The sequence below is a fragment of the Luteolibacter rhizosphaerae genome (genome assembly GCF_025950095.1).
In the GTDB taxonomy this organism is placed as follows: domain Bacteria; phylum Verrucomicrobiota; class Verrucomicrobiia; order Verrucomicrobiales; family Akkermansiaceae; genus Haloferula; species Haloferula rhizosphaerae.
This window is the reverse complement of the sequence record NZ_JAPDDR010000006.1, coordinates 51,702-67,674: the sequence shown is the minus strand read 5'-3', so window position 1 is coordinate 67,674 and position 15,973 is coordinate 51,702. Positions and strand designations below refer to the sequence as shown.

General features: G+C 61.2%; 13 protein-coding genes. 5 read left to right on the top strand and 8 right to left on the bottom strand.

Annotated elements, in window-relative coordinates:
* Positions 1 to 46: 46 nt before the first annotated feature.
* The 5 genes from OJ996_RS12525 to OJ996_RS12505 form a co-directional block, all read right to left on the bottom strand.
* Entirely contained in the window at positions 47 to 439 is a 393-nt protein-coding gene (locus tag OJ996_RS12525) for a helix-turn-helix domain-containing protein (protein WP_264513934.1), read from the bottom strand.
* An 81-nt stretch (positions 440 to 520) separates the two neighbouring features.
* Complete coding sequence (locus tag OJ996_RS12520; RefSeq protein ID WP_264513933.1) at positions 521 to 1,567, bottom strand: response regulator; 1,047 nt, start codon at positions 1,565 to 1,567, stop codon at positions 521 to 523.
* Entirely contained in the window at positions 1,564 to 4,302 is a 2,739-nt protein-coding gene (locus OJ996_RS12515) for an ATP-binding response regulator (RefSeq protein WP_264513932.1), read from the bottom strand. Before OJ996_RS12515 ends, OJ996_RS12520 begins: the two co-directional genes overlap by 4 nt.
* Positions 4,277 to 5,695 (bottom strand): class I SAM-dependent methyltransferase, encoded by a 1,419-nt coding sequence (locus OJ996_RS12510; protein ID WP_264513931.1) that lies wholly within the window; start codon positions 5,693 to 5,695, stop codon positions 4,277 to 4,279. The genes OJ996_RS12515 and OJ996_RS12510 overlap by 26 nt, the downstream gene beginning before the upstream one ends.
* A gap of 86 nt (positions 5,696 to 5,781) precedes the next feature.
* Positions 5,782 to 6,246: an NUDIX domain-containing protein gene (locus OJ996_RS12505; RefSeq protein WP_264513930.1), complete on the bottom strand. Its 465-nt coding sequence runs from the start codon at positions 6,244 to 6,246 to the stop codon at positions 5,782 to 5,784.
* 105 nt (positions 6,247 to 6,351) lie between these two features.
* On the opposite strand from OJ996_RS12505, the gene OJ996_RS12500 reads away from it, so the two are divergent.
* On the top strand, positions 6,352 to 6,927 hold the full coding sequence (locus OJ996_RS12500; RefSeq protein WP_264513929.1) for a hypothetical protein: 576 nt from the start codon (positions 6,352 to 6,354) through the stop codon (positions 6,925 to 6,927).
* 21 nt (positions 6,928 to 6,948) lie between these two features.
* Here the strand turns inward: OJ996_RS12500 and OJ996_RS12495 are convergent, their stop codons facing one another.
* The gene (locus OJ996_RS12495; protein WP_264513928.1) at positions 6,949 to 8,493 is read right to left on the bottom strand and encodes a hypothetical protein; all 1,545 of its coding nucleotides are present in this window, start codon (positions 8,491 to 8,493) and stop codon (positions 6,949 to 6,951) included.
* A gap of 74 nt (positions 8,494 to 8,567) precedes the next feature.
* On the opposite strand from OJ996_RS12495, the gene sufT reads away from it, so the two are divergent.
* Positions 8,568 to 9,113, top strand: coding sequence for a putative Fe-S cluster assembly protein SufT (gene sufT / locus OJ996_RS12490; RefSeq protein WP_264513927.1), 546 nt, complete (start codon positions 8,568 to 8,570; stop codon positions 9,111 to 9,113).
* A gap of 62 nt (positions 9,114 to 9,175) precedes the next feature.
* Here the strand turns inward: sufT and OJ996_RS12485 are convergent, their stop codons facing one another.
* The gene (locus OJ996_RS12485; protein WP_264513926.1) at positions 9,176 to 10,324 is read right to left on the bottom strand and encodes a M42 family metallopeptidase; all 1,149 of its coding nucleotides are present in this window, start codon (positions 10,322 to 10,324) and stop codon (positions 9,176 to 9,178) included.
* A gap of 58 nt (positions 10,325 to 10,382) precedes the next feature.
* On the opposite strand from OJ996_RS12485, the gene OJ996_RS12480 reads away from it, so the two are divergent.
* The 3 genes from OJ996_RS12480 (at position 10,383) to OJ996_RS12470 (ending at position 15,726) form a co-directional block, all read left to right on the top strand.
* The gene (locus OJ996_RS12480; RefSeq protein WP_264513925.1) at positions 10,383 to 13,466 is read left to right on the top strand and encodes an ankyrin repeat domain-containing protein; all 3,084 of its coding nucleotides are present in this window, start codon (positions 10,383 to 10,385) and stop codon (positions 13,464 to 13,466) included.
* Positions 13,467 to 13,552: 86 nt separating this feature from the next.
* Complete coding sequence (locus OJ996_RS12475; protein ID WP_264513924.1) at positions 13,553 to 15,052, top strand: sensor histidine kinase; 1,500 nt, start codon at positions 13,553 to 13,555, stop codon at positions 15,050 to 15,052.
* Positions 15,049 to 15,726, top strand: a complete 678-nt coding sequence (locus tag OJ996_RS12470) for a response regulator transcription factor (protein ID WP_264513923.1) — start codon at positions 15,049 to 15,051, stop codon at positions 15,724 to 15,726. The genes OJ996_RS12475 and OJ996_RS12470 overlap by 4 nt, the downstream gene beginning before the upstream one ends.
* On the opposite strand, the gene OJ996_RS12465 is transcribed toward OJ996_RS12470, so the two are convergent.
* Entirely contained in the window at positions 15,708 to 15,920 is a 213-nt protein-coding gene (locus tag OJ996_RS12465) for a hypothetical protein (protein WP_264513922.1), read from the bottom strand. The genes OJ996_RS12470 and OJ996_RS12465 overlap by 19 nt on opposite strands.
* Between the last annotated feature and the right edge of the window lie 53 nt (positions 15,921 to 15,973).

Here is a 15,973-nt window from a genome sequence, read left to right as displayed (position 1 = left end):
CAGTTGCAAAAACTCCTCCTTTCCCAAGGAGCTGGCGACAAGCGCGTCAGACAATCCCACCCTTGCGCAGGGCATCCTGCCGACGCTGGAAATCGGTGGGGCTGACCTCGTAGAAGGCTTGGAATTCGCGACTGAAATCCTTGGTGGAAGGAAAGCCGAGTTCTGCCGCCGCTTCCTTGATCGCATGCCCTTCCATGAGCAACTGGCGGGCTTGGACCATGCGTTCACGGCGCAGCCAGTCCTTCGGGCTGATGCCGAGACACTCGTTGAAGGTGCGGTGGAACTGGCGGTCGGACAGATTGAACAACGCGCAGAGGCGGCTGACCTTGAAGCCCGTCTCTCTTGCGAGCGGGGCGAGCGGGAGGGGTTCGGGTTCGCGGGGGCGCACGGCGACCACCCGGCCATTGCGGTAGGCAATCTGGAGTTCTGGACGCTTCATGTGGGTTCTGGATTAAGGCGACGGCAGGTCGCGGAAACTACTTGCCGCCGAAGGCCGGGAAACTACGTGAAATTACTTAGCCTAGAGAAGTCCCAAAGCAGAAGAAATGAGCAAATCGTCATCGAAAAGCCAGCGGGCGACATCGGAGCCGGGTGACAATTCTGCCGCAGCTCCCCCTTCACGCACTTGAATCGCGAGGCTATCCGAGCGGAGGCGTGTCAGCGAAGCGCCCAAATCATAGATTCCCATGAGTGCGGCGAGGACCGGGATGGCCTCTTCCCCGCCCTTGCCACTAACGCCGAGCAGACCGGCAAGGAGGCGCGGGAATGGATCGGCAGTGGAACCCAGGATGAAATTCGCGCCGTCCGGTGTGACATCCAGCGATTCACCTTCCGGGAGGGAGCGAACGAAAGCGCCGACCCGATCCGCGAGGGACGAGCCGGAGAAGCCGGCCTTGAGCGATTCCTCCAACATTCCGGCGAGCTTCTGCTCGGTCTCGTAAACCTTGCGCCAAGAATCCACCCCGGCATCCATGGTGCCGGCACGGTTGCTGGCGGCAGCGGTACCGAAAGCCCCCAAGCGAACGAAAGAGGCGACCGCTTCTGCGGCATGTTTACCGGGAAGACCGGCGGCGACCGGGGCCAGGGCGAAGGCGGCGAGACGGGAGGAGTAGATTACATTGGCGAGCGCCTGAAGCTTGGCTCCCATCAGCGAATTGCGCTCGCGTTTGACGATGAAGAACTCCATCGCGCGGCGCAGCGTGACCTCGAATTCGCTGACTTCCCACGGCTTGGTGATGTATCTGTAGATACCGCCCTTGTTGACCGATCCGATGGCGGCATCGAGATCCGAATAGGCGGTGGAGAGAATCTTCACCACGTCCGGGTACTGGTCGGAAATTTTCCCGAGGAAGCCGACACCGGTTTCGTTCGGCATGCGCTGGTCGGTCACGATGATACCGATTTCCGCGGCATGAGCCCGGAACACCGAAAGCGCTTCGACACCATCCGAGGCCTCAAGGATCCGGAACGTCTCGCCGTAGAGACGGCGGAAGTATTTGCGCGTCTTCTCTTCGTCGTCCACGAAGAGTACGGCATAGCGCTGATAGTCGTAGTTGAGGTCGCTCATGGTAAGGAATCGCTGGGATCGGAGTCTTTGGAGTCCTCCGCATCCCAGAGGGCGTCGGGGTCGGGAGGCGGGAAGAAGATGGTAAAACAAGTGAACTCACCGATGCGGGTGTCCACTTCAATATGCGCGCGATGGCGCCCGAGGATTTGATGAGTGATGCTTAGACCGAGACCCATGCCTTTTCCCACATCTTTCGAAGTGAAAAAAGGATCGTAAATCTTGTTGATGATTTCTTTCGGGATACCGGCCCCGTTGTCCCAGACAGTAACCTCCCAACCTCCCGCGGCGGAGCGCAGACCGATATCAATCTTGCCCGGCTCCCCTTCCTTCGCGGCGAGGCGCTCTTCGATGGCATCGACGGCATTCTGGAAGAGATTCACGAAGACCTGGACCAACTGGTTGCTGTTCCCCGTGATCAGGGCGCGGTCCGGTTTCTTGATATTGAAAGCAACCTTGCTCCCGAGCTGATGGCTGACCAAGCGGCGGGAACGCTCCACGACCTCGACAAGATCCGCCTCGCCGCCGATGCGATTGTCGTCGCGGGTGAACTGGCGGAGGTCGGCCACAATCTGGGCGACGCGCTCGACCCCTTCGCTGATATCCCCGATGATCTCCTCGTAGTCGGCATGGTCGTCCGCTGGCAGGGAGCGCTTGAAGGAATTCAGCGCATGGAGACCGGCACGAGCGTAGTTAAGGGGGTTGTTGATCTCGTGGATGATGCCGGCACTCATCTGGCCTAGGCCGGAAAGCTTTTCGTTCCGGACCAGAAGGACCTCGTTTTCCTTGAGCTTCTCCATCGCGGCGGAGAGTTCGCGGTTCAGCTCGCCCAGCTCGCTGCGAATGGCGGCCATGGCTAATTGATTGCGCAGGCGAAGGACGAGCTCCGTGCTGGAGAATGGCTTGGTGAGGAAATCACTGGCGCCCGCATCGAGCGCCTGGAGCTTGGTTTGCTCATCCGCACGGGCGGTGAGCATGATGATCGGCATCTCGCGGGTGGAGTGGTGCCCGCGGATCGCCTTGCAGACCTCCACGCCATCCATTTCCGGCATCATGTGGTCGATCAGGGCGAGCACGGGGACATGCTGCTTCGCGAGCGCGACCGCTTCGGCGCCATCGCGAGCCTCGACGACGTCCACATCTTCCAGTTGCATGACGAGATAGCGGCGCATGTCCGGTTCATCGTCGGCCACGAGCACGAGGGGACGTCCTGAAGAGGCCTTCCGGCCGATGCCGCGGGCCGCGATGGAAATGTCCCCTTGATCGGAAGGCCGGGCCACCGACAGGGCGGCACGACGGTGGAGTTCCTCGATGTGCTTGCCCGAATCAGGGCGATCCTCCTCCTCCTGCGCATCCGCAGGAGCGACGGAAGGTGCGGCTTCCACAGGGATATCCACCTTGAAGCGGGTGCCCACGCCGATGGTGCTATCCGCCTCGATCTTGCCCTGCATGGTATCGACCAAGCTGCGGACCAGGGCGAGACCGATGCCGGCGCCTTGGAATTTACGCGTGGAGGAGGAATCGACCTGCCAGAAGCGCTCGAAGATCCGCTTGAGACCCGCATCCGAAATGCCCACGCCCGTATCCGTCACCGCGAGCACCAAGCGACCATCGCCGATTTCCCCATCGACATCGATACGGCCACCCGCCGGGGTGAACTTGATCGCGTTGATGGTAAGGTTGAGCAGCACCTTCTCGATCTTGTCGCGATCGACCATGAGCGAGGCATCCGGGCCGGTGACCTTCCATTCCAAGGCGACCCCGTCCTGATCGGCGAGGTGGCGCATGGAATTCATCAGGCCGTCAAGGAGATCGCGGACATTGGTGGGCTGGAGCTTGAGGTCGGCATGGCCGGTATCGAAGCGCACCAGATCAAGAAGATCATCGATGAGCTTGAGCAGGCGCAGGCCGTTGTGCTCCGTCATCGCGAGCATGTCGCGGACATCCTGCTGCGGGGTGGTCCTGAATCGGTCCGCGAGGCGCTCGGTCAGGCCGATCATGACGGTGAGCGGCGTGCGGAGTTCGTGGCTGATATTGGCGAAGAAGCGGGTCTTGGCCTCATCCAGTTCGCTAAGCTGGCGGTTCGAGGCTTCCAACAATTCGCGGGCGTCCTCCACCTCCTTCCGCAGGGCGAACTCACGGAAGCGGAGGCGCTCGTAGAAATAGCTACCAGCCAGCACGAAGACGCCGGTGACAAAGAGGAAGTACGAATTGTTAAAGAAGAGCCGGTGGTCGCGGTGCTGGTCGGAAAGCATGACCGCGGCGAAGTAGGTGCCGATGCAGATCACGATCATCGCGACCGAATTCCAGAAGGACCAGCGCAGCAGCAGCGCCATGCCGAGGAACACGAGATTCAGGCCGGCATAGTACGGAGAGACACCCCCGCCGGTCTTCGCGATCATCCAGCAGATGCCGGCGGTGGGGAGGAAGGGGATGGCTTGGGCAATCCAATTGCGCGAGATCTCCCGGGAAAGCTGCCCGAGAGCCCAGAAAACGACGCAGAGAAGAAGCGTGACGATGCCGCGGATGAACAGGAAGTGCCATGCCTGCTCGGGATAAACCATCCAATCGAGGGTGGTGCCTGCGAGCATGAAGAGCGCGGCCAAGGACGCCGCGCGTCGGGCATTGTCCACCGACACGCCGTGCTCGTAGCGCTGGAAAGCGCTTTTCAGCTCGGCTTCGTCCGCGGGGGAGAATGGTTCTGTCGAGGCCTCAGCCATCAGCGAGCTCGATTTCAAGGAATAGGTTCACACCGGTCGAATCCGCTTTTACATCCACGCGTTTCACGGGGAGGCCCGCGGGCACGAGATCGAGCATCTCTTCCTTGCCGCGGTAAATGAGATTCCACTCCATGAGATATTCCATCCACGCCCGGCGCGGGTTGGAATCCGCCACGTTGGTCACCACCACGACCCCGCCGGGTTTGGCGATGGAGCAGAAGAACTCGACAAGGCGCTTGCCGACGCGCTGTGACAGGTAGTCGAAGAGACCGGCGCAGTAGACCACGTCGTAAGAAGAAAGCTCGGGATCGCCACCCGGCTGAACGGCCGCCTTGAGGATCTGGTGGACGGAGCGCGGGATGAAGCGGAGGCGGGTGTTACGGCCTTCCGACATGCGGACCTTGTCGAGGCGCTCGCGGGTGTAGTCAAGGGTCTCGGGATTGAAGTCGAGGAGGTCGAACTCCATCAGGTCGCTGGAATCGTGCTCGCGGAGGAAGCGCAGCACTTCTTCCGCCGGACCACATCCAAGGTTGAAGGCGCGGGCACGGCCGCGGCCGAAGCGGCGGTTCGACTCGCGGTCGAGCATATCGACCAGATAGTCGATACGATTGCGGTGAGCGACGACCGGCTCGGTATTGAGCATTGCATAGTTGAGGAGCTTGGCGAAGGAGGATGCCCCTTCGTAAGGATCTCTCAGCATCATGTTGACCATTTCATAGTCGCCCGCATAGCCGAGCGGCTTCGTATAAGTACGATAAAGGAAGGGTGAACAGAGGACGATCGGATGAAGTTCGCGCCGGATATAAGATTTATGTGAGGGCACCTCCTCCTCGCTGACCTGTCCGGCCACGGACTCGAAGTTCTCCATGGCGGGGATGACTTCCTCCACCACCTTCTGTTGGATATTCGAGAAGATCTCCCGCTCCAGATCGTCGCGGCGGCGTGTCGCGGTGGAACGGATGCCGACATCGATGCCACCCATCCAGTGCTGCACGCCCGTTAGAGCGCTGGCCATATCCGCCACGGCGACCTTGAAAGGATCTTGGACGTGGTTGGCGGCCTTCCATTCGGCCATGAAGGAGGAGAACTGGGCCCCGAGATCCGCCTCGCCGGTGACCCCGGACAGGAAGTCGACTTCCTGCCAGCCGTCTTCAAGGTTTGCCTCGCAGACCAGCACCAAGCCGGTATTGAGGAGGTTGCTGACCACGGCCTTGCCGCGATAGATCAGGCGACGATTCGCAAGGATGCGAAAATCGGACAGGACCTCCGAGAGCTGGAGGATGCTGTATGGATTGTAGACCTCGAAAACGACCGAGTAGCGGGTCAATCGGAGCAGGTTAGCCTGCACCTCCATTCCTTGGCTGTTACGGCACTTGATGACGCTCTGCGACTGGTCGGGAAGGATCTCCATCAGCGATTGTATTTCTTAGGAAGGCACGACACCCGAAATCGGACATGCGAGCAAGCTCTAGTCTCATTCCTGCAATTCTTGCAGGGTTAGAGCATGACTCCGAAAAAGTCTTTCATGACCTGCCGATACACATCCCTTTTAAATTCCGGAAGCCACTCCAGATCAAACTCCTCGGGCATAATCCAACGGTATGCTCCAAACTCGCGCGGCCGTTGGTCCACATTGATTGCAGGAGCACCGTCCTTGAGCAAGCAGTGATAGTAAGTCTGTTCCTGACCGTGGCAGCCATGCTTGCGCATCTTCTTCATGCGGACTTCCTCCGGATACAGATAGCGATAACCGGTGCGGAATCCCAGCAACTCGTAGTGCTGCGGCAGCAGGCCGATCTCCTCCCGCACTTCGCGGAACAAGGCCTCTTCGAGAGTCTCCCCGTCATCCACGCCACCCTGCGGAAATTGCCACGCGCCGGGGATGGACCACCTCTCGCAGACGAGCAATTGCCCCTGAGGCTTCACCATCAACGCGGCGACATTTGGCCGGAAACGAACCACGGGTGGATTTCTATGCAACCGGCGGAGGATTCTCAATCCTTAACTTTCCCGAAATAAGATGTGGGCACTGGCCAAATCCATGAGCCGCGTTCACACTCGCGGTATATGAAGAAACCCGCTTTCCTCCTCCTTTACGCTTTGTGCGTGCTGCTCCAGCCGCTGCCTCTGCAGGCCCAGCAAAACAACGAGGACGATGGGGATGGAACCGAGCAGGTGGATGAGGACAACGCGGGAGAGGATAGCTCGGCGGAAGAGTCCCAAGGACCGAAGCGCTTCTGGAGCGCCAGCTTGCAAGGCGGCGATTACTCGGTGGCTCTGGACAAGGTCAGCTCGGTGAGCATCCACGAGTATGTGCTGAACGCCAACCTGATCGTGACCGAGATGGTCATCGACACGGACGGACGCGCGCTGGCGCGCTTCTATCATGTGCGCTCGGTGGCGGAGGACACCGCATCCGGAGCGGGCGGGCGGCTGGTGGAGCGCGGCAAGGACCTGATCGACGGTGCCGGCCGACGGGCCAAAGTCGATTTCCACAATCTGCCTCAGAAGGACTATCCGACCACCAGCCACGCCGGGATGATCGAGTTCCGCCTGATGCGGCTCAACGATCTGAAGGCCCTGCACAAGAGCATCCAAGGCGCTTGGGAATCGAACACCGGAAAGAAGGTGACGATCAAGTGAGAGCGGGCAGGAGTCGCCACCTCACTCTTGCTTCTTCCGCGGCTCATCCTTGCCGCGCAGGACATCAAAGATTCCCTCAACCTCATCGACGACGCCCTTGGCCTCGTCGATGACGGCACGGCCCTGTTCAATGACAGCAGCGCCATTCTGGAGATGGGTTTCCAGATCCTGATCGATGACGTCCTTGGTGAACTTGAGGACTTTCTCGCCGGTTTCCGGCAGCACCTCGAACATCCGCAGGCCGGCGGCGGCCACCAAGCGGCGGCTGAGATCTTCCTTGGGGTCATCCAGAGTGCCGGTGATGCGGAGATCGGTCCAGAGGAGGCCACGTTCCCCCGGTGAGAACACGACCGTTTCCGCACCCGGGATGCGGGCGAGGACACCGGGGACGAGGCCGAGGCGGAAGCGACCGTCGAGCTGTTTGCGGGGGTCCATCCGGAGCCCGCCTTCAAGACGCATGAGTCCCTCGCTGGCGATGACGAGATTGCTGAGAACCAAGATCTCGTCCTCCCATGAGAAGTCGCTTTTCCCCTCCTCCAGAGCGATGCGGCGGAAGCGGGTGGTATCCGCATAGGCGGAAAGGGAATCCAGCAGCGGGAGCGCGGTGAGCACACCATTGGAAAGGCCGATTTCGCCATCGACCTTGGGTCCCGATTTGCGGCCCTCCGCGGTAAATTCGGCATCCACCTTGCCGCTCAACCTTTGCTTCCAGTTCTCGGGCAGGACTTCCGCGCAAAAGACATCGCGGAGATCACCGGTGAAGGTGTAGCCATCCCCTTTCACGGACATTTCACCCGCGAGATCGAGGCGACCGCTCTCGTAAACTTGGAAGTCGGCGCCGGTGAGATAGACGACATCGCCGCGATAATTCAGGCGGGCGCGGCCGAGATTCATGCGCGGAGCCCATTGCCAAGGCATCTTCACGACACCACCAGTCCCCTCGGCGCGATAGCTGTTCTTCCCGGCCTTGTCCGGCACGAGGCTCCACGAAGTGCCGGAAATGCCGACGGGACCGGAACGGGTGATGACCTTCACGGAGGAAGAGGAGAGTTCGAATTGCTTCAGCTCTACCTCGTGCGGGATGAGGGAGTCGTACCACTTCTTCTGCCTCGCCACGGGGCCGGGAGGGGCAGTGGCAGCCAGCGGGTCCTTCTTCACCCGGTCAGCGGCGGTGGTATCGATCTCGATATCGATGCGGCGGGCGCCGGCATCCTCGATCTGCCAGACGCCCTTCCACCAGCCGCCGAGGCCGACTTCGACGAGGAGATCCTCGGCATCGATCGATTTCACGAGGCCCTCGCTGGAGGCGGTGAAAGAGGAAGTGTCCATGCGGGTGCCAGACCAGCGGAAGGGGCCGAACTGGCTGGAGACATTGAGCGCCTCGTCGGTCTGACCCGCGAGCATGCGGCGGAAGGACTCGCCATGGAGCCAAGCGCGAAGCCATAGGTAGCTGCCGCCCATGGCGAGGACACCGAGGATGAGGCACACGACGAGCACTCGCCCCCACCAGCGTGGACGCAGCTTGCTGCCCGCGGCGGCGGCCCTTTTCCTCTGTCTCCGGCTCATGTTCGGAAGCTGGCCGGTTTAGCCCGGCGCGGCAAGCCGCTTGCACCGCCGGGAGCCGCCGCTACACTGCCCCCATGCACGAGGAAATCTCCCTGGCACGCGAAGTCGAAGCCATCCAGATCCCCAGCGGGGATGCGATCACCCTGCCCGCCGGGACTCCCGTATTCATCACCCAGCGGCTGGGCGGCACCTACACGGTGGCAACCTCTGCCGGTCTGGCGCGGATCTCCTCCAAGGATGCGGACGCCCTGGGCGTGGACCTGGAGAAGGAAAAGGAGAAGCACGCCGAGGCCGAGCGCCTGAAGGACGCGCCGCTGGAAGAGCAGGTCTGGGCGCAGCTTAAGAGCGTGTACGATCCGGAAATCCCGGTCGATATTGTGAACCTCGGCTTGGTCTACGACTGCGGGATCGAGGAGGAGAACGGCAAGAAGACCGTGGCGGTGAAGATGACCCTGACGGCTCCAGGCTGCGGCATGGGTCCGGTGATCGCGGCGGATGCGCAGGCCAAGATCATGACCATCGAGGGCATCGATGATGCCAAGGTGGAGCTGGTCTGGGATCCGGCCTGGAATCAGGACATGATCTCCGAGGAAGGGAAGATGAAGCTCGGGATGATCTGAGAGTGACGGATTCAGAGTTCCCGAACGACGGCTGAGGTCGTTCGGGAATTCCGGTCCAGATCTCAGAGGAAACGGGTGAGGCCCTTGACCGTGGAGTCATCGAGGCGGCGCGCCAGGGCGACGGCGAGCGATACCATGTGGAGGTAGTCGTTCAGATCGATGATCGAGTTGTGCGAGTGGATGTAGCGGGCCGGCACACCGAGCACAACGGAGGGGATCCCCTCCCCCGCAAGATGGAATGAGCCGGCATCCGTACCGCCGCTGCGTCGGACGGTGACTTGATGCGGGATGCCTTCTTCCTTCGCGGTGCGGATCGCTAGATCGGCAAGGCGCGGATTCATGATTGCGCTGGGATCGAAGAGGCGGATCTGCACGCCACCGCCGAGGCGGCCTTGGGATTCGGCACGAGAGAAGCCGGGAGTATCATCGGCAGGAGGGCCTTCGAGGATGATGGCGACATCCGGCTTGGCGAAGTTGGCGGCGGTCTTCGCCCCGCGAAGTCCGACCTCCTCCTGCACGGTGCCGGCGAGGATGATTTTGTTAGAGTGCAGGGTCCCGGCGAGTTGCTTGCCTGCCTGGATGGTGCCGGCCATGCCCACGCGGTTGTCGAAGGCTTTCGCCATGTACCAGTCCTCGCGTTGCATGGGAGTGAAGGGCGAGAGCGGTGCGATCGGATCGCCGAGCGAGATGCCGAATTCCTGTTCGACCTCGAGACGGGAAGTGGCGCCAACGTCGATGAACATCTGGTCGATGGTCATGACCTGGCGGCGCTGGGCTTCCGGCAGGAAGTGAGGAGGCTTGGAAGCGACGACGCCGGTGATCTTCTCCCCGGAGCGGGTGCGGATCTCGACGCGCTGGGAGAGCAGGCTGTGCTCCCACCAACCGCCGACGGCAAGGAACTGGATGAAGCCGTCGGGCGTGATGTTCTGTACTAGGAAGCCGACTTCATCCATGTGTCCGGCGATGATGACGCGGGGCCCCTCCCCTTCCAGCTCGCAGAAGACGCAGCCGGAGCGATCGGCGGAGAGCGTGCCACACTCCTCGAGTTCGTCCACGAAGATGGCGCGCACTTCGTCCTCATGACCCGGCACCGAGTGGGCCTCCGTCAGTTCCTGCAGCAGGGAGATCGCCTTTTCCTTCACGCCCGTGACGCTATCGACACCGGGCGGCGGCGCAATGCCGAAGGTCCGGGCCCGGAGACAGGCGGTCACCTTGCGTTCATGACCGTTCCATGACAAACCGGAGGACGGAACCTGCGAATGTCCCGCCATGACCCGATTCCCCACTCCTCGCCTTAGTCTGCTGATCGCCGCGATGACCATGCCGCTTCTCTCCCTCCGAGCCGAGGAGGGTGCCGCGCCGCGGGATCTTCTGAGAGACGGACTCTATGCGGAGGAAGTCAGCCGAAATGCCGAGGAGGCCGCGGCGAGCTACGAAAAGGTCCTGCGCCTGCATGAGGAGCAGCGGCCATTCGCCGCAACGGCGCTATTCCGATTGGCGGAGGTGCGGCGCAAGCAGGAGCGCAAGGACGAGGCGATCCGGCTGTATCAGCGGCTGATCCGGGAGTTTCCCCAGGCCGAGGCTGAGCTGAAGCTGGCACGCGGCCATCTATCGGCCCTAGGTGCGGAACCCTTGGAAGCGGATAAAGTGGCACCGGCCCCGACGATGCTCGCATCGCTACAGCAGCTCGCGAAGACCAGTCCGGATCGCCTGAATGATCCAGAGCTTTTCGTGGATGCGATTCGCAAGGGCGATGCCGAGAGCATCACGTATCTGCTGGAGACAGCAGGACCTCCGGACACCCTCGCGCTTCTGCCTATTGCAGTCGCGAGCGGATCCCTGGAGACGGTCAATCTGCTGATCAAGAAGGGCATCAAGCCTGACTCACCGGGTGAGAACGAGGCTTTGCTTAAAGCCGCAGCACTCGGCCATTTACACATCGCGAAGGCCCTGATCGCGGCTGGGGCGGACATCAACTGGTCCTCCGATCAGTCCGCACTGCCTTTCTATCGGGCGGCCGATCAGCCCGAACGGCCGATTGGCACCCCGCTGATGGAAGCGATTGCGGCGGGTCAAACCAAGACGGTGGATCTGCTTCTGGAAGCTAAGGCGGATGTGAAGGCCGCGGCGGCGGGAACGGGTTTCACGCCGCTGCACCTGGCGGCAGGATTGGGTGACGTAGCTTTGATCGAACGGCTTCTCCAGGCCGGGGCGGATCCCAATGCGCTCAGTCGCCTTGCGCCCACCGATTCATCTCCCTGGGGCACCGAGAAACCCATTTCGGCGCTCGATTTCGGATTCAGGAAAGGGGCGACGAAGGCGTGTGAATCCATCCGGAAAGCTGGAGGTAAGATCCAGGATCCCGAGCTTCTCGGGGAAGCGGTAAAGAATGCCGCCGACTCGTTCTCGCACGACGCCCTCAAACGGGTGGAGCTGATCCTCTCCCTAGGGGCAGATCCAAATGCCCAATATGAAGGCGGGCCGATTCTCTTCTATGCCAAAAGTCCGGTAGCGCAGCTACTTCTCGATGCCGGGGCGGATCCGAACGTGAGGAAAGGACGGGAAGCTCTCCTTCTCAAGGCCTGCCTCTCGCAAGAATGGGGCGTGGCGGAGAAGCTTTTGGAGAAGGGCGCCGATCCCGATCCCTCGCCGGGTGTTGGAGCTTCACCGCTCATCATCGCGGCATCCCAATCCTCGGGTTCGGGCCTCCTCAAGAAGCTGATAGAAAAAGGCGCAAAACCCGACGCAGGGTGGCTGAGCGAGAACTTCCGTGTCATCCTGAAGCCTGCTTCCGCTGAAGTGCAGTCGCTACCGACACCCGGAACTCCTCAGCCGATGGGAAGTCGCCGGGCATCCCTTCCCGCGAGGCCTGAGCTCTTCCGCCAGTTCGTGGCCCAAGCCATCGAGCATCGCGATGAGGTGCGGTGGGTTCATCACACCATAACCTACTCGGACATCGCGGTTCTCTGTCCTAAGACGCCTTCCGCGGCACCACCTCCACTTCTCAAGGCGCTGCTCGACCGACCAATGCCTTGGACGGATCAGAGTCCCTCGGACCAGCTTCGCCTCCGTTTCATCTTGTGGCGTGAGACGCCGGAAGGAGGCCGCAAGGCGATCGAGTTCGGCACTGAAGACCCGGCAGCCATTCCGGCGCTTCAGTGGGGCGATATCGTTGAATCGGCTGTCGCCCCCGCAGGCGATACATCCCCGCCGGTTAGGATGCGGCCAGGTGGAGCCCCCATCCATTCCGCCTCATGGTTGCTCCGGAAGGATTTGGCTTTCGGGATCACAGTTGAGCAAGGCAGCGAGAACCGAAACTATCGAGTCAATGGTGCCCGTCTTGCTGATGATCCTTCGGGGGATGAGTTACCTTATGTCGGGGCCCGCGCACTGGCGGCGATAGCCACCTATCGGGACGAACCGTGGCGATCCGACGACCACGTTCTGGTCAGGCGGACGGATTGGCCGGAAATCAAGCTGCCCTTGAATGCGGACGGACGCGACTTCCCGCTCGAAGCCGGCGACCATGTGAAGCTCGTGATTCGCGAGCAGGCGGAGGACATGGAGAACGAGGCACGCATGGAGCGTGTCCGTGTGGTATCTCCTGGGTCGCGGTTCAAACGGGACTTCCGCTTTCCTTCCCGTTGGAACACCGGGTGGTCCCAAGCCGACGCGGTTCCCACGCTACTCCAACTGCTTGTCGAGCTTGAGGGCTCGAATCAGAAAACACTGAAGGATGCTCCTGCAGATCCCACGCTACTCGCGCCTTGGCTCTGCGAGCTGCAGCAAGAGCGCAAGGTGATACTCAGCACCTTCTCTCATCCTGACCTCAGCCGCATCGTTATTCATCGGCTCAAGGATGTCGGCAGCGACGAGAAGATTTCCGTGGATCTCACAGCTGCCTTGGAGGCCGCCAACGATTCACTGTCGGTCGAAGTCGCCCGCAACTTCGACGTGGCTTTGAAAGCGGGGGATATCGTCGAGATCCCCGTCCGTTCGCCCTTGCCTGAAGAGCCATGGAAAGGCTTCGGTCCGCGCGAGCAGCTACTCTTCTCAAAGGCGCTGGATGCGCAGATCCAATACATCGATCAGGAGAACCAACTCTCGGTGCGGCAGATCCGTTATCAGCCGCCCCGCTATGTCCAAGCGGGAGCAAGTTGGATTCCGCTGCCTCCGCAGGAAGGCACCTCGACGTTCATCGCCGAAGGAGCCTTGGGGATCGACGCCGATGTCAAAACAACCGCGGGGAGCGGGAGTTCTTGGGATGGCCCGACTCGCAACCTTTTCCTCAAAGATGGTTTGAAGATCCAGTGGAGCGGCAACACATCGCTTGAGCTGCCGAGCACCCGATGAAGGGAAAAAGACATTCCGCGAAGCTCCCGCTGTGGCCTTGGCTGGCGGTGATTCTACCGCTGGTTGTGCTTGTAGCGCTAGCGGTCATGGGAACCCGTGCTCAGATGAAAGCGGCTTGGGCAGATGCGCGGGGAGAGGCCGAGCGTATGGCCCCCATCCTTGCCGGGGCGCTCGCCAAGGATCTGCAAGCGCAGATGACGACCATCCCTATCTATCCCGACCCGCCGGTTCCCGGAGAAGCATCGGAGCTCGATGCGATTCTCGATGGCGAAGATCTTACCGCTCTTGAGAAGCTAAGAGACGATCCGAATGCAGGGATATCGCCGGGAGGAATTCCGCGGCGAGCTTTGGCAGCATTGCGAATTCAGACTCTGGATCGGCATCGCCAGAAGCAGGATCTTCTTGAGCAGATTCTGGTGAAGGAGGCTCCATCAGTCATCACGCGTGCTGCTTTCAGCAAGCGCCTTCTGGTTCTTGGCCGGAACACGTGGCACGAGCATGAAGCTGTGAGGCAACTTGCAAGAAAGGCGCATAACCCGGAAGGCAAGTGGTTTGAACCTGCGCCCGAGCTTGGGACCCAGATCGTCTTCGTGAAGGTCGGCGGCAGATACGCCAGCTATCTTAGGCCAGGCGCAGCGCCTCTCGTAGCGACTGAACATAAACTCGGCCTACCACGTTGGGCCTTCAGTTACATCTTTGCGGAAAAGTCGCGCTGGCCCTCGCTCGCTACTGCTCCTGTTCCCCTCGGCGATGGGCTCACACTGGGAATTTACGCCTACGGCTTCGGAGATCAGCTCGAAGCACCGATCCGTCGACAGCAGCGATGGACATTCCTCACTCTTGGACTCGCAGCCGCCACCGTTCTGGGGGCCCTTGCTGTTATGCAGCGGAGCCTGCGCCGCGAGCGCCAGCTAAACGACATGAAGAGCCAGTTCGTCGCGAGTGTTTCGCATGAACTTCGTGCACCGGTGGCCTCGATCCGATTGATGGCGGATGCCCTGGAAGCCGGGAAGGTGGCACCGGAGACGGCGAAAGAATTCCATCGCCTGATCGCCCGGGAGGGAGCACGACTTTCGACCTTGGTCGGCAACGTGCTCGATCACTCACGGATCGAGCGAGGGCTGCGGCAGTGGAAGCTTGAACCCTCCGATCTGGAATCCTTGGTAGCGGACACGGTTCTGCTCATGGAGCCTCTCGCGAAGGAGAAGAACATCAGCCTTGAAACCCGGCTTGCGCCCGTGGAAGCCAAAGTTGATGCCGGAGCGATTCAACAGGCATTGGTCAACCTGCTCGACAACGCGATCAAGTTCTCGCCGGCAGACAGCCAGGTCGAGGTCTCGCTTTACGAGGATGGGCCGAGATTCCAACTTCGCGTGAAGGACGAAGGAACCGGCATTCCGAAGCACGAACACAAGCGGATCTTCGAACGTTTTTACCGCCCGGGCGATGAACTCCGCCGCGAGACACAGGGCAGCGGCATCGGGCTGAGCCTGGTGAAGTCCATCGCCGAAGCCCATGACGGCTCGGTTGACCTCGAGAGCGAGCCGGGCAAGGGAAGCACCTTCATCCTCCACCTCCCCCGATGAGACTTCTGGTGATCGAAGACGAGGCGCCGATGCGCACCGCATTGGTCGAGACACTCCGCGCCGAGGGCTACCGGGTCACTTCCGCTCCGGATGGGATCTCCGGACTTGAACTCGCCTGCACCGAAGGTTTCGACCTTATCCTGTTGGACGTGATGATGCCCGGCCTCGATGGCTTCGCATTGTGCCGTGAGCTGCGCAAGCGTGGCCGTGACAGCGCCGTGCTCATGCTAACGGCCAAGGGTCAGGTGGAAGACCGCGTCAACGGACTCGACAGCGGAGCGGATGATTACCTCGTCAAACCCTTCAGTCTCGACGAGCTCCTCGCCCGGATCCGGGCACTGCTACGCCGGAAGGATCGCGAGAGCACGATAAGCGACGAGTTCAGCTTGGGGAACGCGAGGATCGATCTCTCCAAGCGCCTGCTGGTTCGCGACGGCACAACGCTGGAGCTTTCCGAGAAGGAAGCTGGAATGCTGCGCCTTCTCGCGTCTCATCCGGGAGAGACTGTAAGCCGCGAGAGATTCCTGGATGTCGTCTGGGGTTACCATGCCTATCCCAGCACGCGGACCGTGGACAACTTCATCGCCGCGCTGCGGACCAAGCTGGAAGACGATCCCGCACGGCCACGATACCTCGTAACCGTGCGAGGGACCGGTTACCGCTTGGAGCCTTGAGCTCGCTTAGAATGTCCAAACCAGATCAGCGTGACGCGATCTTCCATGATGCCGTCGCCTTTATCCTTGAGCGGGATTTCGTAGGCCAAGCCCGCATCGATATCATCGGCAAGCCGGGAACGAAACCCGACCGCCGCCGTCACGAAATCCCGGTTCTGCGAGGCATTCGATGATCCGAAGTCCAGCAGATCCATCCCCTCGAAAGTGGCCACGACAGGGACCGCGCCGCCCGCCTGGCTGAAGAAGG

What these genes read in the sequence shown, in the direction of transcription:
- OJ996_RS12480 (WP_264513925.1), top strand. Translation starts at nt 10,383, where the DNA reads ATGACCCGATTCCCCACTCCTCGCCTTAGTCTGCTGATCGCCGCGATG.
- sufT (WP_264513927.1), top strand. Translation starts at nt 8,568, where the DNA reads ATGCACGAGGAAATCTCCCTGGCACGCGAAGTCGAAGCCATCCAGATC.
- OJ996_RS12520 (WP_264513933.1), bottom strand. Translation starts at nt 1,567, where the DNA reads ATGAGCGACCTCAACTACGACTATCAGCGCTATGCCGTACTCTTCGTG.
- OJ996_RS12465 (WP_264513922.1), bottom strand. Translation starts at nt 15,920, where the DNA reads ATGGATCTGCTGGACTTCGGATCATCGAATGCCTCGCAGAACCGGGAT.
- OJ996_RS12525 (WP_264513934.1), bottom strand. Translation starts at nt 439, where the DNA reads ATGAAGCGTCCAGAACTCCAGATTGCCTACCGCAATGGCCGGGTGGTC.
- OJ996_RS12500 (WP_264513929.1), top strand. Translation starts at nt 6,352, where the DNA reads ATGAAGAAACCCGCTTTCCTCCTCCTTTACGCTTTGTGCGTGCTGCTC.
- OJ996_RS12510 (WP_264513931.1), bottom strand. Translation starts at nt 5,695, where the DNA reads ATGGAGATCCTTCCCGACCAGTCGCAGAGCGTCATCAAGTGCCGTAAC.
- OJ996_RS12470 (WP_264513923.1), top strand. Translation starts at nt 15,049, where the DNA reads ATGAGACTTCTGGTGATCGAAGACGAGGCGCCGATGCGCACCGCATTG.
- OJ996_RS12495 (WP_264513928.1), bottom strand. Translation starts at nt 8,493, where the DNA reads ATGAGCCGGAGACAGAGGAAAAGGGCCGCCGCCGCGGGCAGCAAGCTG.
- OJ996_RS12475 (WP_264513924.1), top strand. Translation starts at nt 13,553, where the DNA reads ATGGGAACCCGTGCTCAGATGAAAGCGGCTTGGGCAGATGCGCGGGGA.